This window comes from Bacillus sp. ISO11, from assembly GCF_003458115.1.
Taxonomy (GTDB): Bacteria; Bacillota; Bacilli; order Bacillales; family Bacillaceae_G; genus Bacillus_A; species Bacillus_A cereus.
This window is the reverse complement of the sequence record NZ_QXCO01000040.1, coordinates 18121-37509: the sequence shown is the minus strand read 5'-3', so window position 1 is coordinate 37509 and position 19389 is coordinate 18121. Positions and strand designations below refer to the sequence as shown.

Sequence of the window (19389 nt, the reverse complement as noted above, 5' to 3'; positions counted from 1 at the left end):
CTATTGAACTACCCCCACTTTCACTTCGTTTAGAAGTGAGGGATTCCTAAGTAAAGAGTTCTATCGAACTCTAATTGATTAGGCTAACCCCGCAGTCCTTGCGGTTAGAAGCCTTATCGCTTCATTCTTTAGATTGATACTTGCGTTAATATCCCTATCATGGTGTGTACGACAAGAAGGACAGTCCCATTCACGTAGGTTTAGATTTTTAACGTCTTTATTTTGATATCCACAACAGGAACATAATTGGCTGGAAGCAAATGTTTTCGATACGACAATGACTTGTTTGCCATACCATTTTGCTTTGTATTCTAACATGGATCGAAATTGCAACCAAGATACCTCACTAATTGCTTTTGCTAACTTATGATTTTTTAACATATTCGATACTTGCAAATCCTCTATACCGATAACATCGTGGTTTTTGATGATTTCAGTTGAGATTTTGTCCAAGTAATCTTTTCTAGCATTTGATATGTATTCATGAATTCTAGCTATCTTTACTCGTTGTTTATTCCAGCGAGAAGATCCTTTCATTCTTCTAGAAAGAACACGCTGTGCTTTCGCCAACTTATCTTCTAATGATCGGAAAAACTTCGGATTTTTATAGTGTGTTCCATTTGACAAAATAGCGAAATCTTTTAGTCCTATATCTATTCCAATGTAAGAATGTGTTTTCGGAAGTTCTTGTACTTCTGTTTCAACTAATAGTGACACAAAATATCTACCAGAAGGGTTCCGTCTAACTGTAGCATTTACAATACGTCCCTCTACTTCACGACTTTTGGCAAATCGAACAAGGCCTAGTTTCGGCAACTTTATTTTATTCCCTATAATGGCAATGTTTTCATTTGTTTGTTTTGTGGTATAAGATTGTAAGTTGTTCTTCTTAGATTTAAAGCGCGGTGCGCTATTTTGTTTTTTAAAAAAGCGCGTATAAGCATCCGCAAGGTTGCGAACGGACGACTGAATCGCAATACTATCCACTTCTTTTAGCCAAACAAGCTCTTTCTTCATGGCAGGTAGTTTGGCAGAGCATGTACCATAGGTCAAGCCTTTTCCTGTCTCTTTGTATGCATGATCCCATAAGGATAGGAAATAATTGAATACAAAACGAGAACACCCAATCGTTTTGTTAATTAAAATTGCTTGTGCTTGATTTGGATAGATACGAAACTTATAGGCTTTATTCATCATTATTTAATTCACCTCCATTTCGGTATATGACTATTATACACCAAACGTACATTCGATAGGTAGTGGAGTAATACTTTCTATATGTCGAACAATTAAGATGGCTTCCTGCCATCCCTTGTTCGAAGCCAATTCATCTCCCACCTACTCACTGGACTATGACCCTTCACGCTCCTTGAGGAAGGAGTCTTCTTGGCTAAAATGATAAATTATTAACCATCCACCTATAGAAAAACCATTTGTATATTTCAATAAATCTTTATGTACATTTGGTAATTCAACTTTCATTACATCTTCTATTTCTTGAATTTCAATATCATTTGCTGGCTTATTTTTTATTAAACCAGAAACATTAGATAAATTTATCATTTTTCACAAAACCTCCCGAAACATCTAAACATTTATAATCTTCTACCAATACTTTTCTTGCAGTTTTCTGATCAACACCTGCCTCAATCATTTCCCTATAGGTTACATTAAATTCATAATTTATTTCAGTATCATATCCTTCAAGTCTTCTTCGTTTTCTTTGTATGGCGGAAATTTTCGCATGAGGAAAACCAAAACTTGATGGTAAAAGTATTGGTTGTGCTTTCTTTTCGTTATAATCAAATCCACCCTTAATAGCCCATTCATTTTGTATAGGATGATATGATTGTATTCGATTATCAGCAGCTATATTTTTATGTCCTGGAGCACAATCACCACTTACTTTGCAACCTCAAAATATATATTTAATATTGATTAGTATGCCTTTTTATACATAACCATAGGAAAAAGCTTATGCAAATACATAAGCTTCTTCTATTTTATTTATTACTCTCTTAGGTATTAATTAACATCATTAATCTGATGTGATTTTATTAAATTTCTTTACGAAAGTTCTTCTGAATCCCATATTTCAATAAATTCAAAACCTTTTAGATCACTTTGTTCAATAAGAATCTTCAATTCATCTGAAATAAAAACAGCCGTGGGATGAATTTTCCCATTTATATAAACCTTAAAAATCATCTCATTTTGAACAGTATTACTATCAAATGCGAATTTTTCGCATCCTATTATTAAACCTGTAATCAGTTTTTTTAAAATTGCTTTATCACTATCAATTGCATCTAGTACATTCAACACATGGACCAAGTAATATACCTCACTAGTTGAATCGCGTAAAAGTGGTAAGAATTCAACATTATCGCCTATTGAAGGTTCTAATAATGCTTTTGCTTTTTCACTAACCATTAGGGCACCAATTTCTCCCCAGAAGTGTGGAAAATCAGTGGTCTTTCCTCCTTCTAAGCATTCAATAGGTAACTTTCTCCATGAATCTATTAGTTTTATTGTAGAGTTAAACTTCCCTTCAAAAAACTTTTTATCTTCTTTATAATTTAATAATTGAAAAGACTCATAGTTATCAGAAGAACTTCTTAATTCCCATATCTTCATAACGATTCTCCTTTACTACTGAGTAATATGTTGTTGTTTCTGAACCTTTACTTATTTATAATAAAAAGCTTATACAATTGCATAAGCTTTTTATTTTTTGCTATATTAGATATAGGGGTATCTAATTAAATTAGATTATTTAGGCACCCTCTTCCGAATCCCATACTTCAATAAATTCAAAACCTTTTAATTCACTTTGTTCAATAAGAGCCTTCAACTCGTCTGAAATAAAGACAACTGTCGGATGAATTTTTCCATTTATGTAAACTTTAAAAATCATTTCATTTTGAACTATATTAAAATCAAATGCGAACTTTTCACAACCTACTATAAGACCTGTAATCAGTTTTTTAAAGATTGCTTTATCTCCATCAATTGCATCTAGTACATTCAACACGTGGACCAAGTAATATACCTCACTAGTTGAATTCCGTAAGAGTGGTAAAAATTCAACATTATCACCTATTAAAGGTTTAAGTACTTGCTTGGCTTTTTCACTAATCATTGGTGCACCAGTTCCTCCCCAAAATTTAGGGAAATCACTATGATTATCTCCTTCAATACACTCTATATATATATTTCCCCATGAATTTGCTAAATGAGTTACTGAATTTATTTTTTCATCAATATATTTTTTGTGATCTTCTTCAAAATTTAATAACTGGAAAGACTCATAGTTATCTAATACACTCTTTAATCCCCATATTTTCATACTTATTCCCCTTAACTATTCTTTTATCTTCTAAAGTAAAATAGAATATTACGTAACAAAAAATCGTTTACTACTATTTACTTTGTGATTCTAAAATATATCTTGAATATAAATTACCATCACTTTCTATACTTATTCATAATAAAAAGCTTATACAAGTGCATAAGCTTCTTATTTTTTACTCTATTAGATATGGATTCACATTACTAATCTAATTAAATTAGATTTCTTTACGCACCCTCTTCTGAATCCCATACCTCAACAAATTCAAAACCTTTTAAATTGTTTTCTAAAACTGTATTTCTAAATTCATCAGATACTAAGACAGTAGAAGAATGTAATCTTTGATTTAAAAATGTTTTAAATATTATCTGCCCCTCAACTTTATTGGCTAAAAATGCGTATTTTTCGAACCCCATTATTAACCCTGTACTTAGTTTTTCCAAAACTGCTTTATTGTAGTTAATTGCATCAACTGTATTTAGAACGTTTATTAGGTAATAAACTTCACTTGTAACATCATGAATTAATGGAAGGAACTCAACATTATTACAGATTAGAGGCTCTAATATTTCTTTTGCTTTTCTGCTAATCATTGGTGTACCAAGTTCTCCCCAGAACATAGGACAGTCACTTTTTTTATCACCTTCTACACATTCAATAAAAATTTTTCCCCACGAATCAGACAGTTTTATTGCCAAATCAATTTTCCCATCAAAATATTTTTTACGGTCTTCTTTTAAATTTAGTAGCTGAAAAGATTGATAGTTATCAAATAAGCTTTTTAATTGCCAAATTTTCATACCTTTTTACTCCTTCAGAATTTAATTATTAAGTATCTATGATTGGTTAAATTAATTTAGTTTTAAACTACCATCCAATAACCTCTCTCTTATACTATGCAAGGCAGCAACTGCATCTTCTTGATTACCCCCAAAGCGTTTCACTTCACTTAATACTCTGTATACTTCCCTTATATACTCTGGACTATGATTACCTATATGTAGCGCTTCAGTGTCACATAATCGTTCACTTTATAGGGTAAAAATACTCCATTAGCCGCTGAATCATGGTGTATTTCAAACTCTTCTAATAGCTCTTGCACTTGTTTTGCCCTTTTATCCTTCCAAGGTGCAATATGATGTGTTGCATTAGGATATGGCGGTGTTTCAACTCCTGCATCTTTAAGTTCTGCACGCAGTTTTTGAGATGCTGAATAGGAATCGGGATATTCATTTTTCATCTCAACTCTATCAAAAACTTTATCTGCATATTCCTGAATTACTTCTTGTACATCCTTAACTTTACTTCTTCCACTAGTTTTAGAAAACATAAATGTTTCACGAGCTTTGCGTAAAACTTCAAATGTTTTTATTTGATTGCTTCCAAATCCACTTGCACCTGCAAATGCCAACCGATCCGTCAGTGGCAATTTATTTGCGAAAGAAGACATTCCTGTAGAGAATTTTGCACCTTTTGCTAATGTAGTGACTTTACTTGTCCCCTTATCACCAATAAGTCCAAGTCCAATTTGTGTAAAAGCATAATTTCAAATTATATATAACATTAATTATTTTTTATCCATTGGTATTTTATTTAGTGCTAAACCAACAGATCCTAATTTTTCAATTAATTTTTTTGCTTTACCATATGGAGCTCCTTTTACTAGTGTAAAAGGAAGGTTTTTCAATCCTTTTAATAGTTCCCCTGTTGAAATATCAAGTGCTAGTACACTTTTTATCTTTACTAAATCTTTTAATCCTCCATTAGGAATTTCTATTAAAACTATATTACACGTATCAGGGATTTCTTCTTTTATTATCTGTATTTTTTGATTCAAACACCCCGTATTTACCCAATCAATAAAATCTAATGTAACTACAGTGGCATGATTTAGATTCATATCACCAGAATCAACAGCCCTTACTGCTCGTACATCTGCACCTTGTGACATTAAAAAAACATTGCCACTACCATCATCACCAATAGCAACATAACCATTTGCATATTCTGTTACTTCCCAAGTCTCATTTCGTTCTATAATATCATCAGTACCATAAATTATTAATCCTCCACCTATAGAAAAACCATTTGTATATTTCAATAAATCTTTATGTACATTTGGTAATTCAACTTTCATTACATCTTCTATTTCTTGAATTTCAATATCATTTGCTGGATTATTTTTTATTAAACCAGAAACATTGGATAAATATATCATTTTTCATCCCCCCAAACTATCAAAATATTTATAAGCATCTACCAATACCTTTCTAGCAGTTTTCTGATCAACTTCTGCCTCAATCATTTCTCTATAGCTTACATTAAATTCATAATTTATATCGGTATCATTCATATCCTTCAAGCTTTCTGCACTTAAACCTAAGAAAAGGCTTATGCAAATACAGAAGCCTCTTATATTTTTATTTATTACTTTTTAGGGTATGAATTTACATCAATAATCTGATTTTATTAAATTTCTTTACGCACCCGCCTCTGAATCCCATACCTCAATAAATTCAAAATCTTTCAAATCACTTTGTTCAATAAGAACTTTCAACGCGGCAGAAATAAAAACAGCCGTAGGATAGTTTTTTCCATTTATATAAACCTTAAAAATTATTTCATTTTGAACAACATTACAATCAAATGTGAACTTTTCACATCCTATTATTAAACCTGTAATCAGTTTTTTTAAAAAATTAATTTATTACTATCAATTGCATCTAGTACATTCAAAACATGAACTAAATAATATTCCTCACTAATTGATTTGCTTACAAAAAGTAAGAATTCAACATTAGCACCTAATATAGACTTTAATAATTCTTTTGCCTTTTCACTAACCATCAAGGTACCAGTTTCTCCCCAAACATAGGACAGTCACTTTGTTTATCCCCCTTCTACACATTCAATAAAAATTTCTCCCCATAAATCAGAAAGTTTTATTGCCAAATCTTCATGCTTTTCCTCCTATATGCTATGTTATTTACTCAAGTTCCATTCCTTAGTTGATTTATTTTTATACTGCTCTCCAATAACCCATAACCCTATTCTGATTTTCTGAATTGCTGCAACAGCAGAGTTAGGGGCTATTTCAAACTCTTTCATTAATTTTTGTATTTCCACAGCTCTACTATCCTTCTAGGCTACAATATAATGTGCTTTATTATAAAATGAATGATTTTGTATGAAAGCTAAAATTCGCCTAAGTAAATCTAGTGATTTATTGGTATAATTAATATCGTATTCCATTTTATGGATCAATCAATTAATATAAGGCTATGTTTTAAAACATATGAAAATACTGCTAATTTAATATTAAACATAATAAAATACATAGCCCTTTCTTTTTACTATTAAAAAACATATTGAAGTAAGGAGTTATATTATAATGGCAATCTTTCAAAGTAATGTTCAAAAAGCTGAACAAATTGCTACTCAAATGAGAGCAGCTTCTGACGCAATTCAAAATGCAACAGGTAAATCAATAACGCACGCAACACGTACAACTTTAATCGTGAATTCCAAAGCGCAGGAAGCAAACCAGCAAGCATTAGAATTAACTAGACAATTTCTTTCTGCCTTTCAGCAATCCATTGACAATATACAGTCTGTAGCAACAGAGTTTGAACGAATGGACAACGAATTACAGAAGAATTTTTAGCTTTTTTAAGAATTTTTCCTTTATCCCTTCTGTTAACTTATATATAAGCAAAAAGGTAGGCGGAAAAAATGAATCAAGAAATAGAACAAAAAATGAAGGTCTTGAGTCAAAATCTAATGAATCTATCCGAGGAACAATACCAAAATCAACGCGCAATACAAACACAAGAACAAGCAGAAGCAGACTTTCAAGAATTAAAAATACGCAGCCATCGCTTTTTTCATCGTATTTTAGAAACATGGCATGGTGATAAAGAACTCTTTCGCTTTTTTACCAATATACAATTAGAAACTCAACAAATTGAAAGAAGCCTTTCTTATAAATTAGAAGAACAAAAGGAAACATTAATTCAAGAGAAACAAAAATTATACAATCTAGAAAATGACCTCACTCATCAAAAACAAAAACTTGCTAGGGAGGCCAATTTATGAGTTTAAATATGTATCTTGGAGAGGTACAATCCCAAACAAACACTATGTATGCTTTTTGTACTGCTACTATACAAAGTATGGAGCAAGTAATCCAGTCTATCGACAGTTTTGTTGGTGATTCTGTCCTACAGGGTCAGACTTATGATAGTGCGAAAATGTATTTTGCAGAAACGTTTCTTCCTTTAGCACAGGGGATTATTTACCTATGTGAAGAATTACTCCATCAAAATGAATCTTTTCCTGCTGAGTTTCAATCAAGAGTCGCCTCAACAGATATAGTTGAACAAGAACTATTAGAACAAATCCGAGAGATTGACCGAATGATAGCAAGTATTGAAGTTACAAAACAAATTATGCCACTACCGGATATGGATGCAATGGTTAACCTATTTATTGAGATGCGCCGTAAAATCCAGGAAAAGTTAGAACATCTATATGAATTTAATCAAACATCTAATAATAACTATGCTACCGCGATTCAATTAGCGGCTAGTATCGCTGCAGGCCTTGCTGAGGTTCAAAGTGGAAAAGGCTTCAGCCCTGCAAGCGGTACATTTAGTACACAAAGAATAAATATGGAATGGGCAGATTCTATTCATGAATATCTAGACAATAATATTCGATTAGATAATAGTATAAAAACAAATAATCTAATCGAATCTGGTATACTATTAAGTAGTTCTTCTGAAAAGAATATACTAGAAAAGTTTATAAAAGGGGTTTGGAATGGATCTGGAAAATTTATTGGCGATTTAGTAGAGACATACAATTCGTTAGACGATACAGTGACAAAGGAAAACCTAAAATATGCTGCAGGTCATCCTATAGAAACCGCTTATACCATGATAAATACTTTTTCAGACACTTTTATGAATGAATTTTGGCATGGCGATGCTGAAAGTCGTACACAATGGGGAACAAATATTTTTATGGAGTTTGGTTTAGGATGGATTGGAGATAAAGGAGCAGGCCAAATTGGAAAAGTAACTTCCCTTGGAGACTCTGTAAAGTTAACGAAATTTTCAGGTGATACACCTTATATTTCAAGCCACTTACCATTAAAAGATCGATTTGCTTTTGCCGGTACAAGCCCACTTAAAAGTGAAATTTCTCCGTCTAAAGATTTTTTTATAAGAATTAACAGTGGGGAAAGTAAATTAAGTAAATCTGGAAAAAACATAGGAAAAAGAAAGATTCCCCCCGCTGTAAAAAAAGTAGATGAATTAGGTGAGTATTACGAAGTAACTATAAAATTCGAAAATAATGTAAAATGGGGCAATGAATTTCGTGATATGAATTTACGTGATTTTGATCGTAAAGTGAAAAAATTACAAGATTTGAGTGATGCAAACTTATTACAAAAGACAAAACCTATTAGAGATCCTCAAGTTACAAAACAGTATCGAAAGGATGTTATAAAAAAGATTATTGAAATCTATTATCCAAAAGATAAAAAATTAGCAAAAGAATTAATCGATAAAGTAAAGTATGATATGGATCCAGATCACCGCTGGGATTTAGGCCTTAATGGAGAAGACGTTAGAAGTAACCTTCAATTCATGGATCAATTTACAAATAGACGAATTGGTGGAATTTTAGGAGTACAATTAAAAGATGCCCCTTATGGTTCGAGAGTGAAGATAAATATTGAGAGGGAGTAGAAAATGGACAAATCAGTATTAGAAAAAATAGAATTAATTAAAGACATTTTAGGTAATGACCCATTTAGTTTGCTGATTGGGGAAATAATAGAAATACAAGACAACTTTGACAAAAAATTAGAGGAAGGTGTTTTAAAAGATTATTATTTTATTATAGGAAAATACGAAATATTAAATGGCGGAGTAATAACTATATTTGGTCATGAAAAACTTGATAGTATTCAGTTTTATACCGATGATATGCCAGGTGGTACTAATAATTGGATATGTATAGGAAAAATAGAAAACTATCCATTATTTATTAATAAAATTAATGGTGAAGTTTCTTGTTTGTTTGGGGATTTAATTGATCAAAACTTTGTTATTGAATCCTATGGTAATTTGAATAATTTCTTACAACATTACTATTTAGGGAGAAAATATTGTGAATTAGGTAGTAAATTTGTTCAAGCTGGAGGAATTAGTGATACTGTAGGTAATAAAAATGATGATTGGTATCAACTACTAGAAGATAACAACTTATTATAATGCATTCTAGATATTTAGTAAAAAAAGCACACATAACTGAAGTGAATCCAAAATGTTAGACACATTATTTCATTAGACAGCTTCTTTGGCATGGATTCGGTATTGTACTGGACTTTCCTTAATTTTTTTATGATAATGGTATACTACCTCTACTTTGATAGTTAATTTAAAAGGAATAATATATATTTTATGTACTAAGTGAAACGCTGCTATTTAGCAGCGTTTCACTTGTATTTTTCATCAAAGTTCGGAATCGATGAACAGAAATTAGTAATTTTAAATTTCGCTGTCACTATTTCTTCCTGAGCGATTCCACTAATACTCAAAAGTTCTGTTCTTCTACCTTTAATATTTCCTTATTTACTGGACACTTTATTTTCCAGTTTTAATCCACTGTCACCCTTACCTGAGGATCATACATTTTATTTTCATTTGCAATAAACATAATACTTTTTCCTTAGCGTTTATTTCCCCTACCACATTATGCTACCAATGTATTTTTAATGAATCCTCAGTTTTAGAATCTTTCAAGAATTTTTATAACGTTTCTTAATCTCTATGAGGCTATTAAGAATAATGTTTGTTCCGCAGGTATATGGGTTAGATATTAAGCCATCAATATCTATAGAAAAATTTACACTATGACTCCCATTTTCTATATAATCATTCTTAACCACTATTAATGAATTCTGTTATGGAAATGTTGAAATTCGTACACAATGGAAAACTCATTCTTTTATTAATTTATTATTAGGTTTAGCTATTGATTAAGATGGCTTCTTGTCATCCCTTGTTCGAAGCCAATTCATCTCCCACCTACTCACTGGGCTGTGATCCTTCACACTCCTTGAGGAAGGAGTCTTCTTGGCTAAAACGGTAAATTTTGTAAAGGATCTTTTGATAGATTACTTATTAGCTTACCTGAAGAAATCTCTTAGTTGTTGATTTGCTAACCTTTCTTGTTTACTATCAATCAATAAAAAAAGATTTTTTTGTTCAAGGGCTACTTTAAAATCTTAAGTTGATGGATGTGTGAACGTACCCCTACTAATATTCTTGCTTTTAAACCATTATTACTGTATTATATTTACGTAGTAATATAAGGATTATGGTATATAAAAAAGGAATCAAATCTATCAGTAAGATTTAAATCCTTTTCCAAGGCAAAAAGATTTTGCCAAAATCTAATATAATTTATGCTTGTCTTTTTAATATGTATCTAGTAAAAACATATTTTTTATCAATAGAATTCTGTTTTCAATGATAGGAATTAGTGTTCTAAACAAGGAACCATACAAAGTGATCTGAAAAACCTAAGAGTTATTGTATGTAGTTTGCTCATCTCCCGGTACTACAATAAAAGAGCCTTACCTCTCTAGGCAAGACTCTACTAGTTTAGTTGTATAATATTTACATGATAACTAAGAAACAGAAAACATATAACACCAAATAGCAGCACCCTATTATTCCTCCTACAGCTAATACCTGTTTAACCCAACTCTTAAATTTTTGATTACTGTAAATCGCTTGCACTCTTTCCATATTTCCTCCTATTAATGAGAACCCTTATAGACTCTCACCTTGCTATGGTAACATTAAAAAATGGCTAATAGAGGCCTAATGTATAAATATGCAATATTGCATACATAAATGTATTGTTATAATTGTAAGCGCTTACTATAATAAAGTTATAAAGATTCACCACATCTTAATAAGAAAAAAGAGGAGCGAATAATATGGAAATCGCAATGGCAGTTTTAAAATTTATAGGTGGAGCAATCCCATTAATTCAAGAACTTCTAAAAGCATTTATGTAAATTCACTATTTAGCAATTATTTATAAAAATTATCATACAAATGATCTGTATATCAAAAATGAATTGATTTACAGATCATTTGCGTGAGCAAGGTCCCTTTAACATGATTAAGGGAATTTTTTAATTTTTAAATACTTAAGGTTACACCACATTAACATCAAGTTAGCAAAACAAAAAGAAAAATACGCACCCTTCCTATAATTCTACAAATGGAATAGCATATTTTTCATTTTTGGGGCCTTAAAAACTTTAACTTCATGGTGATGGGGTAACAATTCTGATTTAGAGATAAGATCAGTTTATACAAAGATTACCCACCGATATGTGGAAGATAAAGAATACACTTGCGAAATTAAAACGATTGAATTAAAGAACTTGATGTTAGTATGGTGAACAGAATATGAAAATCACTTAAAAAATCGTAATCTTCACAAAAAAATACCAAGACCCCCCTCCTCTCCAGGGCAGTCTTGGTATTTTTTACGTTCACATACAAATTATTATTTGTATTGTTGCATGTGTTCTTTGTTAAATCCTATACGTCTACCTTACCATTGATAAGCAATGACTAATATCTCTCCTTTAATCGTACTGATTATCTATACCATGTTTTAAAGGAACTATCTTGACTAAAATGATAAAACAAGAAATTGAAATAAGCACCTTTTTTATTTTGTAAACTGTAAAGCTTCCATTTTATATGAACCAGAGTTAAGTTTAAAGGAACTAAATCGTGCGTTTTCTCTTTATTCAACCATTTAACTTACTAACACTTTTCATAAGATATTTACACACTGCATTTAGGTAAAGAAATACAGAAATGTGTTTTTTTCTTTGTACTATCTAAATTTATGCTCCCTCCATGTTTTTCTACTATATGCTTAGCAATAGTTAATCCAAGACCTGATCCCCCATTATTTTCTCGAGAATCATCTACTCGAACAAATGCATCAAAAATACTCTGTTTCATATCCTCAGGTATTCCAATTCCATTATCTATAATGTTTATATATACTTTGGTTTTATCTTCAATTAACGATACAAAAACGGTCGTACCTGCCGCATTATACTGTAGAGCATTAGATATTATGTTAGAGATAGCCCGGTATAATAGCCTGTTGTTAATTGGAGCAATCACTTCTTTAGAGGGAATTTGATATTGAAGGATTAAGCGCTTCGCTTGAAATAAATCATAATATTCTACAAGCAATTCACGAATAAACTCAGATACATCAGTTGGATGTACTTCAAAAGGGTAATCAGAATGCTCTAATTTAGACAGTTCAAAAATATCTTCAGTTAGCACCGCAATGATTCGAATCTTATTATATATTACATTCAAGGTTCTTTCTCTTTCACTTTTTTCTGTAATGATCCCTAGTTGTAATGCTTCAACATAACCTTGAACGGTTGTAATTGGTGTCCTTAAATCATGAGACAAATCTACAAGCATCTTCTGCTTGGTTTCTTCCAACTTCTTCTTCTCTTTCTCTATTTTATCCAGTTTTTCCGACATAACATTAAACGAATGCTGTATTTGCATTAACTCAAAATATGTTTCATAGTTTAACCTTTTATCATATTTCCCACTAGCAATTTCCTCAAATCCAGTTGCTAGTTTATCCAATGGCCTGGTTATTTTCCTAGCAATTTGCCTACTAAATATATATACATTCATAGAGAAAAATACAAAAAATAAAACGATTGTAGAAAGTAATATCTTATAAAAAACATATACGTATTCCTCATTTTTATCAGAAAACGTATATTCATACTTTATTGCTTTTTTAGGAACCTTAACAAGGCAATATAATGTTTCACCTTTTTTCGTTACAAATGTTGCTACAGATGAATAATAAGAAAGTTGATCATTATCAAAAAATAAAGTAGTAAATTCTCTTTGTGAATATGATAAAAGCTTATCCTTCTTTTCCCCTTTGGTATAGATAACTTGTAAATTTTCATTAAGAATTTCTACCCAACCACCAAATGATTCTATTGATTCTGAATTAATAGTTTTAAAGTTTTCACGCACTACTTCACTTGCTTTTAAATTATTTAGCTCTCCTAGTTGCTTTTCTGTTTGGTACATCAAAAATATAAATAAGATTATCACCGTGAAACCTATTGCTAGTGCAAATATAACGTAATTTTTAATTAAGATATATAAAACTTTATTTTTCATAAAGTTCTTCCTTCCTAGCAAATCTATACCCAAGTCCCCGGATCGTTTTTATATAAACTGGATTCTTAGGAGAATCCTCTAATTTCTCTCGCAGTCTACTAATATGAACCATAATCGTATTATCATCTGCACAGTAATAATCCGACCATACATTTTCAAAAATTTGTTTTTTAGTAAATATTCTCCCTGGTTCTTCCATAAAAAGTGTTAAGATTTTATATTCCGTAGCACTGAGAGAAATGGATTCGCTTGATTTATAGAGTGTACAAGAATGATGATCTAATACTAAATCACCCATATGAATTTGCTTCTCCTTACCTTCTACAGCCCTATCATTAAATTCATAGGACCTTCTAAGATGAGCTTGAACTCTAGCTATAATTTCTAAAGCACTAAATGGCTTTGTAATGAAGTCATCTGCTCCAATCCCTAAACCTATAATTTTATCTACTTCTTGAGATTTGGCTGACAATATAAGTATTGGAAATTGTAACGTCTCACGAATTTTTTTGATTAATTGGTAACCATCCATTTTAGGCATCATAATATCAACAATAGCTAAATCAATATGATTTTCTTCTAGACACTTTAAGGCAACTTCACCATTTGAAGCCTCTACAACAAAAAAATTTTCCATTTCTAAAAAAAGCTTTAAAAGATCAATAATATCTTTGTCATCATCAACAATTAATATACTTTTTTTCATACTCTCCCTCGCATTAGTCAGAATTTTTTAAAAATACATTTAAGGTTATTGTAAGGTAAATGAAAGTGACATGAAAGACTAACCGTTTAATATACAGGTATGAATTAAAAAAGGAGGCATTATCACATGAAAAAATTTGTTGGAATTGCGTTAGCAGCTACCATTGGAATTGGAGGTTTAGGAACTTTTGCTACTACTAAAACTCACGCTGCAGTAAACAATCCAGAATCAACAAAATCGGTTTATCAAGTATCCGATGTGCAAGGTGAATTTATGCACATTAAAGTGGGGAAACCTTGGTCAATGACGCCAAGCGGAAATCAATACAAATATGTCTTATTTAGTGAAAATAAAATTTATGTCAACCCTAAAACTGGTGTAGTAACAGCATATGAAGAAGGAGCAGCTGAAGGCAGAGTACTAGATAAAAATGGAAATGTTGTTGCTATTTGGTATATTACAGCTTTTAAATAATGAAGGGTTAATTTTACAAGGTTGAAAAGAGCATCTTTAAGTTTATTATGAAAGTAGTAAAAGAATTTCAAAACTTCTAATTACACTAAAATAAAAAAGCTTATCCTTTAACACGTAATGATAAGCTTTTTTATTATTGTTTTCATTTTTTGTTTTAGGAAGTATTTCTTTAAGTTGATAGCAATGCGGTGCTATCCCATCACTATAAAGCTAAAACTTTATAGTGCCCCCAAAACAGAAACAACGGGTTGCATTTATATAAATAGCTTTTAAAAAATTAATAATTTTGTTTAGGGATACTTTAAGTTTTTAGCTTGAATGACATATAGTGTTAACTCATACTGAGTGATTAGACTATTAAACTTAAAAGTGTTGTTTTTAGCATTCTAAATAATCGGGTTCAATGTATTTTTCTGTTTCAGGAGAGCTTTTAATTTCTATTGGATATTTCTTAAAAGCTACAACAGTGATCCTATCTTCTTGAACTAAACTTCTGGATTCATTTATAGAAGAGAAACCTGTTCGCGTTAAAAAATTGTATAGAGAGGATTTTGTCATCCAAAAACTAGTAACGTTATCTAATGATGCCCATTTTGATTTTAAACGTTCTTCTATTGATGAGTTAGCAGAGTGTTCTAGCATTGTGTGTCCCTTATATTCATAATTTTTATAAAGTACTGATACATTAGGAGTACAAGTGATATGAGTATCAATTATTACAAACCTTTTGCATACTTCATACACTTTTTCTAAAAAGGGGAATACATCTGAGCAGTCTAAATGATATAAAATACCAGAGCATAAAACAATATCAAAATGACCATATTTTTCAGCACTTAAATTTCTTACATCATCTTGATAAAAGGTTAAGTTTTCCAACCTTAATAAATCTTTAGCGAATATAGCTTTTTGTATGTTTGATTCTCTTCCTTCTATCCCTACTACAGTTGCTCCTTGCATAGCAAACTCAATAGCGTAATGCCCCTCTAAACAAGCTAAATCTAAGATTCGAAGATTTTTAAAATCACATTGTGTGATATCTTGAATCATTGTCACAATTTTTTTTAATGCAGGATTTGGTTGTCGAATATCTCTTGTATATAGAGTATCCGTTAATTTAATATCATAAGCGGTCCATTCACCATATTTACGAATAATGTTTTCTTTTTCGAGAACAAAATCTTTCATGATACATTTCGCCACCTTTAACATAATATTAGTGTAATATATACCTTTATACGATCAATATATGTGTGTATAACTTGTATTTAGACGAAGGTAAACATTTTAATCCAAACAAGAGAAGATGATTCATGTGAAACAATTTACTAAATTTCCTCTGACATTTTTAGTTATGTTCCTAGCCAATTTAGCGAACTATTATTTTATCCTATTTATGTAATAATAAAGGCCTTCCTAATTATAGGAAGGCAACGTTCTAAAATGAAAACCTATATTTGATTACTAATTAAATTACCTCAAACTGATAATATACACTTTTCCCATTCTCCCTAGTTACTTTAATTTCAGCAAATCCTTTACCAATGACATCCATTCTAACCTTTCCATTGCCCTGTACTGTATATTTGACAACTTTTTCTCCATCTATTGTTGTATGCTTTGCTGCAACTCCATCTTCTGTTCTAGATTGACCAACACGCCAACAGTCACTGCACTTTTTTGTGCTCTTAGATATCATTTCATTTTTTACATGTACGCTGTTAGTAGATGCATCAGCAATACCATTTGTACTCAACAAAATTATGGAAGTTACTAAACCTATTCCCAGTTTCTTTAACATTATTTCATCCCTCCTGTGATAATTCATAATTTTATATTAAACTGAGATTCTTTCAGGTAACTTTCATTTACCTTACAATAACCTTAAATCCCTTTTTATCTATATAATTATATAGATAAATTTTAGGTATTATATGTATTAATTTAATGTATAATAAAGTTAAAATATTGAAATTTCAGGAGGTTTCTTAATGAATATACTTTTGGTTTTATTTTTTATAATTTTATTTATAGTCGCTTTACTCAATTTACTAAAAGAGTTCAAAAAAAAGAAAGCTAATACAGCATTGATTGTATTTGAAATTATAGTTATGATTGGTGCTCTATGGTGGTTGATTAAAAATTTTAAATAATCAGAAAACGGATGGTAGAGAGTGTCCTAAAGATAAAAGCTATATTGTTAACAAGATTAAATATTTACTTATACAACATTCCTCCTTTCAAAGATTGTGAATTGTTTTGTAAGAAACTAGTAATAATTATATTATACTTTTACATTTAATTACATATTTAATTTGGAAAATATATAAATTTTAGTTTTTTTTTGGGATTTTTTCTCTTTAGTATATTAAAGTTTTAATTACCTAATTTATACGGTTTTTAAAATAAGAGATATTTGAATTGAAGAAAAACAAAAAAATGCCTCCTGTATAAATACAGGAGGCATTTTTCATTAATTGCTTAAAGCGCATATCAAAATTCTCTAGTTTACTTCAAATTTATTTTATACTTTCAACTTTTTTAGTAAACATATGACATTTCCTATTGAACTACCCCCACTTTCACTTCGTTTAGAAGTGAGGGATTCCTAAGTAAAGAGTTCTATCGAACTCTAATTGATTAGGCTAACCCCGCAGTCCTTGCGGTTAGAAGCCTTATCGCTTCATTCTTTAGATTGATACTTGCGTTAATATCCCTATCATGGTGTGTACGACAAGAAGGACAGTCCCATTCACGTAGGTTTAGATTTTTAACGTCTTTATTTTGATATCCACAACAAGAACATAATTGGCTGGAAGCAAATGTTTTCGATACGACAATGACTTGTTTGCCATACCATTTTGCTTTGTATTCTAACATGGATCGAAATTACGACCAAGATACATCACTAATTGCTTTTGTTAACTTATGATTCTTTAACATATTCGATACTTGCAAATCCTCTATACCGATAACATCGTGGTTTTTGATGATTTCAGTTGAAATTTTGTCCAAGTAATCTTTTCTAGCATTTGATATGTATTCATGAATTCTAGCTACCTTTACTCGTTATTTATTCCAGCAAGAAGATCCTTTCATTCTTCTAAAAAGAATACGCTGTGCTTTCGTCAACTTATCTTCTAATGATTGAATCCTTATATTCAATCTATATATTTTTAAATTATAAAAATATATAGAAAATTCTTTATTGAAAGATAAAGTAAAAAATGGTATTATTTACATGAAGGCAGGTGAATAGTTCACATGAATAAAATCGATATTGAAAGAATTGATCAAAGATCAGGTATTTGGGATTGGATTTTTGGAGGTACTACTGGAGGAACATAAGATTTAAAAAAGGTGTCTTAGAATTTAATTCTTAAAGCACCTTTTTTAAATCTTATATATTGAGGTGGTTTTTATCATGTTTTATAAAATAAAAGATATACATCCTGTCACTTATATAAGTGATACAGAAATTATTATTGGTAAAGATCGAAATTTTATGAGTGTATTGAAAGATAGCGATGGTTTTCTTAAAGAACTTCTTAATTTATTAGATGGAAATAAGAGCGTGACAGAAATTTTTAAAATATTACACTCTAAATTCCCTTCATTAACCAAACAAGATGTATGGGATACTATCAAAGAATTAAATAATTACGGTCATATAGAACAGTGCTTACCTAATCCTATTATAGATAATAATCGACATTTAACAAATCTTCATTTCTTTTCAAACTTTTCTTCTATGGATAATTCAGCAGGGAACATTTTAAAAGAATTACAAGAATTAAAAATTGGGATTATTGGTCTTGGGGGACTGGGAAGTAATTTATTGTTACAATTGGCAGGGTTAGGCGTAAATACTATTTATGTAGTAGATCCTGATAAAATTGAATATAAAAATTTGAATAGGCAATTTTTATATAAATTATCTGATATAGGTGAATATAAAGTGAAATCAGCTATAAATAATATCAAAGATTTCAATGATGAGATTTCTATAACAGGTTTCACAAAACGCATAAATAGTGTAGAAGATTTATTAGAGATATTCCCTGAGGACATTGATATCTTAGTTTGTGCAGCAGATTCCCCCCCTATATATATTCAATTATGGTCTAATTTATTTTCACAGATAAGGAATATTCCTCTTATAACAGGTGGATTAGGGTGTGTGACAGGTCAAATTTTAACTAGCATTCCTAATCAGACACCTTGTTTAGAATGTTTTTATCACGATTTATTAGAAAACAATTCCTTGAAAAAAGATAAATTATTAGAGTTAGAATCTAAAACAATTACTACTGCCATAGGTCCATACATTAGTTTAATAGCCAATCTTATTTGCACTGAAATTATTAATTATTCTTTAAAACACCCTTTGGCATCTAGTGGGAAAAAATTATCAATTAACTATTTAACATTGGAAATTACCCATGAAAAAGAATGGCTTCCAAATATAAATTGTATTTGTAAAACTAAGAAATTCGACTCTAATAAAATATTACTTGAGCGATTCTAAAAAAGATACTATTAAATATGTTTTGGGGATTGCTACCCTGTTT

General features: G+C 30.5%; 20 protein-coding genes and 4 pseudogenes. 8 read left to right on the top strand and 16 right to left on the bottom strand.

Annotation, left to right across the window (positions count from 1 at the left end):
• Positions 1-78: 78 nt before the first annotated feature.
• From tnpB to D1166_RS31960, 11 genes and pseudogenes are all read right to left on the bottom strand, one after another.
• Positions 79-1197, bottom strand: coding sequence for an IS200/IS605 family element RNA-guided endonuclease TnpB (tnpB, locus tag D1166_RS27375; protein ID WP_118043500.1), 1119 nt, complete (start codon positions 1195-1197; stop codon positions 79-81).
• Between the two features lie 153 nt (positions 1198-1350).
• A complete protein-coding gene (locus D1166_RS27365; protein WP_000609237.1) occupies positions 1351-1563 on the bottom strand; it encodes an SMI1/KNR4 family protein in 213 nt (70 codons plus the stop codon).
• Positions 1547-1819: a hypothetical protein gene (locus D1166_RS27360; RefSeq protein WP_229193719.1), complete on the bottom strand. Its 273-nt coding sequence runs from the start codon at positions 1817-1819 to the stop codon at positions 1547-1549. The genes D1166_RS27365 and D1166_RS27360 overlap by 17 nt, the downstream gene beginning before the upstream one ends.
• A 248-nt stretch (positions 1820-2067) precedes the next feature.
• Positions 2068-2637 (bottom strand): imm11 family protein, encoded by a 570-nt coding sequence (locus D1166_RS27355; protein ID WP_061667572.1) that lies wholly within the window; start codon positions 2635-2637, stop codon positions 2068-2070.
• Between the two features lie 139 nt (positions 2638-2776).
• Positions 2777-3349 (bottom strand): imm11 family protein, encoded by a 573-nt coding sequence (locus D1166_RS27350; protein ID WP_097862136.1) that lies wholly within the window; start codon positions 3347-3349, stop codon positions 2777-2779.
• Positions 3350-3579: 230 nt separating this feature from the next.
• Positions 3580-4152 (bottom strand): imm11 family protein, encoded by a 573-nt coding sequence (locus tag D1166_RS27345; protein ID WP_098209505.1) that lies wholly within the window; start codon positions 4150-4152, stop codon positions 3580-3582.
• Between the two features lie 51 nt (positions 4153-4203).
• Positions 4204-4898, bottom strand: a pseudogene (locus D1166_RS27340) (AHH domain-containing protein); the annotation flags it as partial.
• Positions 4899-4919: 21 nt separating this feature from the next.
• Positions 4920-5570, bottom strand: coding sequence for an SMI1/KNR4 family protein (locus D1166_RS27335; RefSeq protein WP_061884945.1), 651 nt, complete (start codon positions 5568-5570; stop codon positions 4920-4922).
• Positions 5571-5573: 3 nt separating this feature from the next.
• On the bottom strand, positions 5574-5705 hold the full coding sequence (locus D1166_RS27330; protein WP_118043501.1) for a hypothetical protein: 132 nt from the start codon (positions 5703-5705) through the stop codon (positions 5574-5576).
• Positions 5706-5831: 126 nt separating this feature from the next.
• Positions 5832-6292 (bottom strand): annotated as a pseudogene (locus D1166_RS31965) (imm11 family protein); the annotation flags it as partial.
• A gap of 42 nt (positions 6293-6334) precedes the next feature.
• Positions 6335-6460, bottom strand: coding sequence for a hypothetical protein (locus D1166_RS31960; RefSeq protein WP_255422606.1), 126 nt, complete (start codon positions 6458-6460; stop codon positions 6335-6337).
• A 283-nt stretch (positions 6461-6743) separates the two neighbouring features.
• On the opposite strand from D1166_RS31960, the gene D1166_RS27320 reads away from it, so the two are divergent.
• The 5 genes and pseudogenes from D1166_RS27320 to D1166_RS31635 all read left to right on the top strand — a co-directional run bounded on the left by D1166_RS27320 (position 6744) and on the right by D1166_RS31635 (position 11453).
• Entirely contained in the window at positions 6744-7016 is a 273-nt protein-coding gene (locus D1166_RS27320) for a TIGR04197 family type VII secretion effector (protein WP_025689740.1), read from the top strand.
• Between the two features lie 68 nt (positions 7017-7084).
• The gene (locus D1166_RS27315) at positions 7085-7447 is read left to right on the top strand and encodes a DUF3958 family protein (protein WP_001070984.1); all 363 of its coding nucleotides are present in this window, start codon (positions 7085-7087) and stop codon (positions 7445-7447) included.
• On the top strand, positions 7444-9108 hold the full coding sequence (locus D1166_RS27310; RefSeq protein ID WP_097856526.1) for a T7SS effector LXG polymorphic toxin: 1665 nt from the start codon (positions 7444-7446) through the stop codon (positions 9106-9108). The genes D1166_RS27315 and D1166_RS27310 overlap by 4 nt, the downstream gene beginning before the upstream one ends.
• A 3-nt stretch (positions 9109-9111) precedes the next feature.
• On the top strand, positions 9112-9636 hold the full coding sequence (locus D1166_RS27305; protein ID WP_000361639.1) for a hypothetical protein: 525 nt from the start codon (positions 9112-9114) through the stop codon (positions 9634-9636).
• A gap of 1630 nt (positions 9637-11266) precedes the next feature.
• Positions 11267-11453, top strand: a pseudogene (locus D1166_RS31635) (hypothetical protein).
• Between the two features lie 787 nt (positions 11454-12240).
• Here D1166_RS31635 and D1166_RS27295 read toward each other — a convergent pair.
• Positions 12241-13638 (bottom strand): HAMP domain-containing sensor histidine kinase, encoded by a 1398-nt coding sequence (locus D1166_RS27295; RefSeq protein WP_098316223.1) that lies wholly within the window; start codon positions 13636-13638, stop codon positions 12241-12243.
• Positions 13628-14344, bottom strand: a complete 717-nt coding sequence (locus tag D1166_RS27290) for a response regulator transcription factor (RefSeq protein ID WP_097842804.1) — start codon at positions 14342-14344, stop codon at positions 13628-13630. The genes D1166_RS27295 and D1166_RS27290 overlap by 11 nt, the downstream gene beginning before the upstream one ends.
• Positions 14345-14470: 126 nt before the next feature.
• Here D1166_RS27290 and D1166_RS27285 point away from each other — a divergent pair, with 126 nt between their 5' ends.
• On the top strand, positions 14471-14818 hold the full coding sequence (locus D1166_RS27285; protein ID WP_000714877.1) for a hypothetical protein: 348 nt from the start codon (positions 14471-14473) through the stop codon (positions 14816-14818).
• A 378-nt stretch (positions 14819-15196) separates the two neighbouring features.
• Here D1166_RS27285 and D1166_RS27280 read toward each other — a convergent pair whose 3' ends face one another.
• Together D1166_RS27280 and D1166_RS27275 are read right to left on the bottom strand one after the other, a co-directional pair.
• The gene (locus D1166_RS27280) at positions 15197-16006 is read right to left on the bottom strand and encodes a class I SAM-dependent methyltransferase (protein WP_118043499.1); all 810 of its coding nucleotides are present in this window, start codon (positions 16004-16006) and stop codon (positions 15197-15199) included.
• Between the two features lie 280 nt (positions 16007-16286).
• Positions 16287-16619 (bottom strand): hypothetical protein, encoded by a 333-nt coding sequence (locus D1166_RS27275; protein WP_000914230.1) that lies wholly within the window; start codon positions 16617-16619, stop codon positions 16287-16289.
• 190 nt (positions 16620-16809) lie between these two features.
• Here D1166_RS27275 and D1166_RS31425 point away from each other — a divergent pair, with 190 nt between their 5' ends.
• Entirely contained in the window at positions 16810-16971 is a 162-nt protein-coding gene (locus D1166_RS31425) for a hypothetical protein (protein WP_165851680.1), read from the top strand.
• A 487-nt stretch (positions 16972-17458) separates the two neighbouring features.
• Here the strand turns inward: D1166_RS31425 and D1166_RS27270 are convergent.
• Positions 17459-17968, bottom strand: a pseudogene (locus tag D1166_RS27270) (RNA-guided endonuclease TnpB family protein); the annotation flags it as partial.
• A 274-nt stretch (positions 17969-18242) separates the two neighbouring features.
• Between D1166_RS27270 and D1166_RS27265 the strand changes: the two are divergent.
• Entirely contained in the window at positions 18243-19346 is a 1104-nt protein-coding gene (locus D1166_RS27265; protein WP_097862057.1) for a ThiF family adenylyltransferase, read from the top strand.
• Positions 19347-19389: the final 43 nt, after the last annotated feature.

Coding starts and splice junctions, on each gene's coding strand:
- tnpB (WP_118043500.1), bottom strand. CDS start 1,197: ATGATGAATAAAGCCTATAAGTTTCGTATCTATCCAAATCAAGCACAA.
- D1166_RS27365 (WP_000609237.1), bottom strand. CDS start 1,563: ATGATAAATTTATCTAATGTTTCTGGTTTAATAAAAAATAAGCCAGCA.
- D1166_RS27355 (WP_061667572.1), bottom strand. CDS start 2,637: ATGAAGATATGGGAATTAAGAAGTTCTTCTGATAACTATGAGTCTTTT.
- D1166_RS27350 (WP_097862136.1), bottom strand. CDS start 3,349: ATGAAAATATGGGGATTAAAGAGTGTATTAGATAACTATGAGTCTTTC.
- D1166_RS27345 (WP_098209505.1), bottom strand. CDS start 4,152: ATGAAAATTTGGCAATTAAAAAGCTTATTTGATAACTATCAATCTTTT.
- D1166_RS27335 (WP_061884945.1), bottom strand. CDS start 5,570: ATGATATATTTATCCAATGTTTCTGGTTTAATAAAAAATAATCCAGCA.
- D1166_RS27330 (WP_118043501.1), bottom strand. CDS start 5,705: ATGAATGATACCGATATAAATTATGAATTTAATGTAAGCTATAGAGAA.
- D1166_RS31960 (WP_255422606.1), bottom strand. CDS start 6,460: ATGAAAGAGTTTGAAATAGCCCCTAACTCTGCTGTTGCAGCAATTCAG.
- D1166_RS27320 (WP_025689740.1), top strand. CDS start 6,744: ATGGCAATCTTTCAAAGTAATGTTCAAAAAGCTGAACAAATTGCTACT.
- D1166_RS27315 (WP_001070984.1), top strand. CDS start 7,085: ATGAATCAAGAAATAGAACAAAAAATGAAGGTCTTGAGTCAAAATCTA.
- D1166_RS27310 (WP_097856526.1), top strand. CDS start 7,444: ATGAGTTTAAATATGTATCTTGGAGAGGTACAATCCCAAACAAACACT.
- D1166_RS27305 (WP_000361639.1), top strand. CDS start 9,112: ATGGACAAATCAGTATTAGAAAAAATAGAATTAATTAAAGACATTTTA.
- D1166_RS27295 (WP_098316223.1), bottom strand. CDS start 13,638: ATGAAAAATAAAGTTTTATATATCTTAATTAAAAATTACGTTATATTT.
- D1166_RS27290 (WP_097842804.1), bottom strand. CDS start 14,344: ATGAAAAAAAGTATATTAATTGTTGATGATGACAAAGATATTATTGAT.
- D1166_RS27285 (WP_000714877.1), top strand. CDS start 14,471: ATGAAAAAATTTGTTGGAATTGCGTTAGCAGCTACCATTGGAATTGGA.
- D1166_RS27280 (WP_118043499.1), bottom strand. CDS start 16,006: ATGAAAGATTTTGTTCTCGAAAAAGAAAACATTATTCGTAAATATGGT.
- D1166_RS27275 (WP_000914230.1), bottom strand. CDS start 16,619: ATGTTAAAGAAACTGGGAATAGGTTTAGTAACTTCCATAATTTTGTTG.
- D1166_RS31425 (WP_165851680.1), top strand. CDS start 16,810: ATGAATATACTTTTGGTTTTATTTTTTATAATTTTATTTATAGTCGCT.
- D1166_RS27265 (WP_097862057.1), top strand. CDS start 18,243: ATGTTTTATAAAATAAAAGATATACATCCTGTCACTTATATAAGTGAT.